This is a genomic window from Pseudomonas sp. XP1 (assembly GCF_053557675.1).
The window spans coordinates 41787-48529 of record NZ_JBNRIJ010000034.1 but is presented as its reverse complement, the minus strand read 5'-3'; the positions used below and the strand labels follow the sequence as shown (position 1 = coordinate 48529).

The window sequence follows — 6743 nt, the reverse complement described above, 5'->3', positions numbered from 1 at the left end:
CTGTACTGCTGTGAACAGTCAGATTCGGCTTTTTCGTCCCACCACCCCTTCGAGTATCACCATACAAGCGGCTTTAGCCGCGAACACCGGCGCAGCCGGTGCCATGCACCGCGTTGAATTCTTCGCGGCTAAAGCCGCTCCCACAGGTACAGCGTTGCTCTCGAAGTTGTCGCTGTACCTGTGGGAGCGGCCTTGTGCCGCGAAAGGGCCGCAACGCGGCCCCAGGATTGATGCGCAACAGTTGAAATTGCTGGGGCTGCTTTGCAGTCCTTTCGCGACACAAGGTGCGCCCACAGGGATCCCGCCGCTTGCGAACCAGGATCAGACCTGCGTCTGCAACCCCGCCAGATAATCACCAAACCCTTCGCGCGCGCGGCTGTGGCGCCGGCTGCTGGTGGCCACGCTGTGCCTGGCGGTCCATACGATCTGCGCACCACTGGCCTCCAGGGCGCTGACCAGTTGCACATCCTCATGCGCCGCCAGTGGCTGGAAGCCGCCTACGCGGTGGTAGGCATCGGTACATACCCCCAGATTGGCCCCGTGCACGTGACGATGCCCCTCACGCGCCTGGTAACGGCTGTGGTACAGCTTGCGCAAGGCGGCTCTCTGCCAGGGTTGCCAGTGCTCGACATGCACCGTGCCGCATACGACCTCGGCATCACAGGCCAGTTGAGAAAGCAGCCAATGTTCCGGCACACGGCTGTCGGCATCGGTGAACGCCAGCCATTTCGCGCCGCGCTCGGCCATGTATGCCGCGCCCACCCGGCGGGCAAAGCCTACATTGCCGGCATCCACCGCCAGCATCTGTACACCGAAGCGCCTTGCCACGGCGGCACTGCCATCACTGCAGCGGTCCAGTACCACCAGTACCTCGACCCGATGCCCCGACTGCCGAGCCTGAAGGGCGGCAGCCTGCATTGCGCGCAGACACCGCCCCAGGTGTCGGGCCTCGTTGTGCGCCGGAATGACCACCCCAATCATGGGCAGGTCTCGTCCAGGTCGACCACGCTGGGCTGAGCGGACCAGTACTCCAGTAGGAAGTCCGCCTCGTCATGCTGGAACTGCAGATACAGCGGAAGGTGCCGCGCCAGCATGCGGTGCACTTCACGCCCGTCCTGCGGGCAGCCGGCGATGGGATGCTTCCAGTGGCAGGCCAGCAGCCCGCCGTCGTAGGTCAGGCTGGCCACCGACTGTTCGATCACCTGCAACCAGTCGGTCGGGTCCAGGTAGTAACCCACTTCGCTCAACACGATCAGGTCGAAATGCCCACGCGGCCAGTCCGCCGGCAGCCGCGCCAGCTCCACCGAGACATTGCTCAGCTCAGCCAAGCGTTCACCGGCCAGCGCTACCGCAGTAGGGTCAAGGTCCTGGCACAACAGGTCGGCACAACGCTCGGCCAGCAAGGCGCTGAGCTCGCCATTGGCGCAAGCCGGTTCGAACACGCGCTGGTAGCACTGGCGCGGCAGGCTGGCCATGACCAGCTCGCGCTTGCGCTTTTCGTACCAGCGCGTGCGAAAGGCCCAAGGGTCTTCACTGCTGGCGTACAGGTCGGCGAAATACTGTGGGTCGAGGCTCATGACAACTCCATTTACAGGAACACCAGTTCGAAAGGTTGCAGCAGGCAATCCAGCAAATTCGGCGGCAGTACGGGCGGGCGCTGGCCATCCGGCTCCAGCTGGCTGACATGGGCGGCCAGGGCCTTGCGCTTGCGGGCCAGGCTGGCCTCGTCCAGCTGGATGCGGTGAGCCCTTGGCCAAGGCAGGCGCGGGTCGTCCGGTCGCGCCCAGTGCCAGGCCCACACGGGGACCTCCAGGCATTGCACCTTGCGCACCCGTGCTGCCTGCGCCGCAGCCCGGCCCACTGCCTCGTGGTCACAGTGGCCATCGCCGCTCCAGGTTGCCATCAGCAGGTCGTCAGGCCGAAGCAACTGGCTCAGGTGGTTGAGCAGAAATGCCTCGTCACGTGGCAACGCGCCATCCTTGAGGTGAAGCCGCCGCCAGTCCAGGCGGCCGAGGTCGAGGTCAAGCTGTTGCAGCGCATGGCGGCTCTCCAGCGGCCTTTGCCGGCGCAGGCGGTGCTCGCTCCAGTGGGTCGAGCCTGGGTGGCTGGCTTCACCATCGGTGGCGGAGATCAGCACTAGGTCGTCTTCCCGGCCATGGAAGCCCGCCAACAACCCACCGGCCATGAGGATCTCGTCATCGGGGTGCGGAGCCAGCAGTACCAGGCGACGGCCCGGCGGGCACAGCTGCTGCGGAGTGACCCAGGTGGCCCTGGCCAGGTGCGCAGCCTGCTGCCAGGCCGCCCACGGCGTACCGCTGTTCGCCTGGATCAGGTTCTCGCTCATAGCTGCCAGACTCCCGCCGGCTGTTGTGCCAACTGCTCACCGAGCGCCGCCAGGTCGCGCTCGGCGTGGCTCTGGCGCAGGAACACCGGCAAGTCCGCGCTCAGCCGGGCAAAGTGGTTGTCGCGGCAGAAAGGCGTAGCGCCCAGCGCCCGGCCAACGTGGTGGATCACCTGTTCCACCGCCTGTTCCACCTGGGCGCGGGTGCGCCGCACTTCGAAGCTGGCGTCTGCGCCTGGTTGGTGGTCGATCCACGCCGCGCATTCGCGCAGTGCCGCCCTGGCGCCGTACAAGGCGGCATCGACCGCACCCAGGTGAGCATCGGCGTGTGGGTCGGGGCGGGGGTTGCGGCAGTGTTCACGCAGGTAGTCGGCCAAGGCTTCGGCGGCGCCGTACCAGCATGCCGCAATGCCGGCACCGCCATGCCAGAACCCAGGGCGTGACAGGTATTGCCCGGGACGGCCAATGGCGATGCCAGGGGTTTGGTTGAATTCAACTTCGACACTGGCGGTGGTGGCCATACCAATGGCCTGCCAGCGGTCTATGGCAAGGCCCTGGCTGGGATGGGACAGTTCGATGGCCACCAGCTGGGGCTGGTCGTGCTGGTCCCAGGCCGTGACCAGCGCCCGGTCGATCTGCAGTGCGCCCGAGCACCAGGCCTTGCGCCCCTCCAGGCGGACCTGGTCGCCATCACGGGCCACGATGCGGGCGCGGGCATCCGGCGGTTCGGCGGCCCACACGCCCCATATACCCTCGGCGGCGTGGTGTGCAGCCGCGCATTCGGCAAGGATCGCCAACGCGTCCGTGTGGCCCTCGTACAACTTGGCCAAGGCCAGGTCACAGCCTGCCACCCGGGCCAGTGTTTGCCAACGCCGTAGCGTGTTGCCCTGACCGGGCAGGGGCAGGAGGTCGAGGTGGTCGGCTTGCAGTGCCTGGATCAGTTGCGGCAACTGGGTATCCAGGTTGAGCGGTTGCTGCCGCTCGCCGAAGGCACGCAGCAGGCGATCGAGGTTGGTCAGGTCAAAATCCTGGACGATGCTCATGGGCTCGGCTCCTTGGTGAGGCTCTGCGGGCGCAGCGCTGCAGGCAAGCCGTCATCAGGCCAGCCCCAGCTGCTTGCGCATGGCCACGGTGATCGATTGCCTTGTCTTGCCATATTCCGCCCACGGGTCGTCCACATCGCCCAGGCGCTCAAGCACGTTGCCGATGTTCCACTGGTTGGCGCCCTTGAGCTGCGGCAGTTCCTCACGCCAGATCGGCACGGATACCGGCAGGCCTTCGCGGGCGCGCAGGGTATACGCGCAGGCGGTGGTAGCACCCTTGCCGTTACGCAGATAGTCGATGAAGATGCGCCCGATTCGGTTCTTGGGCCCGGACACGGCACTGAGCCTGTCTGGGAACAGCCTGGCCAGGTAATCGACTATGGCGTGGCTGAACGCCTTGACCTCATCCCAGCTGGCCCGCCGGGTCAGGGGCACGACCAGGTGCATGCCTTTGCCGCCACTGGTCTTGATAAACACCTTCAGCCCCAGTTCATCCAGCAAGGTCAGGGCCAGCTGGGTGGCTTCGAGCATGGCTTTCCACGGCAGTGCCGGGTCCGGGTCCAGGTCGAGGACGAAGCGGTCGGGCTTGTCGAAGTCCTTGTCGGTAGCGTTCCAGGTGTGCAGCTCGAGCATGTTCATCTGCACGGCACCCAGCAGGGTGTCGGCGCGGTTGATGACCATCGCCGCCTGGCCGGCCTCGGCCTTGTCGTAGCTGAGCACGTTGGGCAGATGCAGCTGGCCGGCGTTCTTCTGGAAGAACAGCTCCCCGGCCAGGCCGTCCGGCGCGCGCACCAGCGCCACCGGGCGGTCCTTGAGCTGGGGCAGGATCCACTGGCTGACTGCGGCATAGTACTCGGCGACCTCTCGTTTGGTTACGCCACTGGTGGGGTCAATCACCCGCTCGGGGTGAGTCAGGCGAAGTTCGCCCAAGGGCTCGGGGGCCTTGGCCTGATTGCGCTTGGGCAGGGTCTTGGCGGGCATGCGGCGCTCCAGGTCGATGGCAGTAGCCGGTTTGTCATCGCGCAGGCCGTGGAACACCGAATGGCGCACGATGCCGTCACGGGTCATCTGGGCGTAAGCGACTTCAGCCAGCAGTTGCGGTTCAAGCCAGTGCACGCCTCGGGCTTCGGCCCCTGTGGGCGGGTTGGGTAGGGCCGGCCTGGCGATTTCCAACGGTTTCAGCCGGGCATGGATGCTGGCCAGAGTGGTGGCACTGAAGCCGGTACCGACCTTGCCGGCATAGCGCAACTCGCCGCTGTCGTGGTCGTGCAAGGCCAGCAGCAGGGCGCCGAAACCGCTGCGGCTGCCTTTGGGGTCGGTGTAGCCGACGATCACGAACTCTTGGCGCTGCTTGCACTTGAGCTTGATCCAGTCGGGGCTGCGGCGGCCGCTGTAGGGGCTGTCGACACGCTTGCCGATCAGGCCTTCGAGTTGCAGCCGGCAGGCGCTGTCGAGCAGGGATTCGACGGGCTGGTCAAAGTCGGCGGAGTACTTGAGTACATCCGACTCGTTGTGTTCCAGCAAACGCTGCAAGGTGGTGCGTCTGTCCTGCAGCGGTAACTGCCGCAAGTCCTGGCCGCCCAGGAAGGGCAGGTCGAACAGGTAATAGGTGATGTGCTCGTCGTGCTCGGTGTCGAAAGCGTTCTGCAGCGCCTGGAAGTCCGCCGCGCCGTCTTCGCCGGCCACCACCACCTCGCCATCGAGCCAGCCCGAATCGATGCCCAGCGCACGCAAGGCGGCAACCTGCCTGGGCATCTTGCCGCTCCAGTCATGGCCGTTGCGGGTGAACAGGCGCACGTCATCACCGTCGATGCGGGCAAGGATGCGGTAACCGTCGAATTTGACCTCGTAGCGCCAGTCGCCACTGGGCGGGGAGTCGACCAAGGTCGCCAGTTGTGGCTGCAGCTGCGCAGGCAAAGGCAGCTTCCGGCCTTTGCTGGCAGTTTTGCGACGCGGCGCGGCGGCCTTTTTGGCTGCCGGCTTGCGTGGCACCAGCGTGCGGTCGCTGAGCACGCTGTCGGGCAGGGCGTCGACGATGCTGTAGTCGGCTTCGCTACGCGCCTGGCCGTCATGCGACTTGACCAGCATCCACTGCTCCTTCTTGCCGGCCAGGTGAGTGCGGAACAGGTTCCATACACCGCTGAGCTTTTCGCCTTGCAGGCGGAAACGCAGCTTGCCCTTGGCATAGGCCTCATGCGCATCCCCTTCGGGCTCCCAGATGCCTCGGTCCCACACGATCACGTCGCCTGCGCCGTAGTGGCCTTCGGGGATATGGCCTTCGAAGTCGGCGTAGTCCAGCGGGTGGTCCTCCACGTGCACGGCCAGGCGGCGCACCTTGGGGTCCAGCGACGGCCCTTTGGGGATGGCCCAGCTTTTCAGCGTGCCATCGAGCTCCAGGCGGAAGTCGTAGTGCAGGTGGCTGGCGTCGTGCTTCTGGATGCAGAACTGCAGCGCATGGGCACGTTTGCCACGGCTGCGCTTGCCGCTGGGCTCGGGCGTGGCATTGAAGTCGCGCTTGCGCGCATATTCCTGCAGGGGCTTGGCCATGACGGGCTCCGGGCGGTTCGCAGTCTCTAATCTGGGAGGCAACAGCCCGAGCGGTAGTTCAAAAAAACTCTGAATCTTCCAGCAGCAGGTGCAGTCGACCGAATGAACCCACCTGACGGAGAACGCACATGGCCCGAGCAGATGAACCGAAGCCATATACTCCCACTGAAATCGACGACACCGAAGACCGCATGGGTAGCGTGCATGAACTGGACTTCGACGAGCGCCTGGATGAACGCGAGGGGCGTGTGGGTGACGAGCGACCGGCCGCGGACGTGGCACGCGAGTTCCCACCGCGGCGCGTGGCCGAAAGCGGCATGACCGGCGGCGAGGCGTTGAGCGATAGCCTGCACGAGGACAACGTCACCTACGACGACCTGAGCCCGGACACCCTGCTGGACGAAACCGGCGCCCGCGACCCGCACGAACCGGGCGGCAGCGGCGGCCCTGCAGACAAGACCCTGAGGCGGGTCGAAGCCAATGAGATTGGCGGCGGCATAGGCCTGGACGAAGCCGAACTGGCCCGTTCCGCGCCGCTGGATGGCGAACCGTGGACCGATGACGTGATCGATGACGTGATCGATGACGAGGAGAGCAAGCCATGAACGAGGTACGTTGTGCCTGTGCTCATTGTTCCTGCACCGTGGATGCCAATGCCTTGCAACTCGAAGGCAAGGTATATTGCTGCGAGGCCTGTGCCAGCGGGCATCGCAATGGCGAGCCGTGCCGGATGCCTGATTGCCACTGTGGCGAAAAGACGGGGGAAAGCGCGGTGGACAATGCGCTGGACGAGACCTTCCCGGCGAGTGACC

The 6743-nt window shown here is 65.6% G+C and carries 7 protein-coding genes; 2 read left to right on the top strand and 5 right to left on the bottom strand.

The genetic code is table 11. The annotated features are described in order from the left end of the window. Positions 1-321: 321 nt before the first annotated feature. From ACK1U9_RS21845 to ligD, 5 genes are read right to left on the bottom strand one after another with little or no spacing between them, the layout of a single operon-like run. The gene (locus ACK1U9_RS21845) at positions 322-981 is read right to left on the bottom strand and encodes a glycosyltransferase (RefSeq protein ID WP_108480857.1); all 660 of its coding nucleotides are present in this window, start codon (positions 979-981) and stop codon (positions 322-324) included. Continuing rightward, positions 978-1577: a class I SAM-dependent methyltransferase gene (locus tag ACK1U9_RS21840; RefSeq protein WP_108480858.1), complete on the bottom strand. Its 600-nt coding sequence runs from the start codon at positions 1575-1577 to the stop codon at positions 978-980. Before ACK1U9_RS21840 ends, ACK1U9_RS21845 begins: the two co-directional genes overlap by 4 nt. Before the next feature lie 11 nt (positions 1578-1588). Next, entirely contained in the window at positions 1589-2344 is a 756-nt protein-coding gene (locus tag ACK1U9_RS21835) for a PIG-L deacetylase family protein (protein ID WP_046614172.1), read from the bottom strand. Next, on the bottom strand, positions 2341-3384 hold the full coding sequence (locus ACK1U9_RS21830) for an acyl-CoA dehydrogenase family protein (RefSeq protein ID WP_046614171.1): 1044 nt from the start codon (positions 3382-3384) through the stop codon (positions 2341-2343). The genes ACK1U9_RS21835 and ACK1U9_RS21830 overlap by 4 nt, the downstream gene beginning before the upstream one ends. A gap of 54 nt (positions 3385-3438) precedes the next feature. After that, positions 3439-5931, bottom strand: coding sequence for a DNA ligase D (gene ligD, locus ACK1U9_RS21825; protein WP_153671342.1), 2493 nt, complete (start codon positions 5929-5931; stop codon positions 3439-3441). A gap of 128 nt (positions 5932-6059) precedes the next feature. Between ligD and ACK1U9_RS21820 the strand changes: the two genes are divergently transcribed. Continuing rightward, a complete protein-coding gene (locus ACK1U9_RS21820) occupies positions 6060-6536 on the top strand; it encodes a phosphotransferase system, HPr-related protein (protein ID WP_108480985.1) in 477 nt (158 codons plus the stop codon). After that, the coding region (locus ACK1U9_RS21815; protein WP_449110179.1) for a metallothionein at positions 6533-6743 on the top strand (211 nt) is incomplete at its 3' end. The genes ACK1U9_RS21820 and ACK1U9_RS21815, both read left to right, overlap by 4 nt.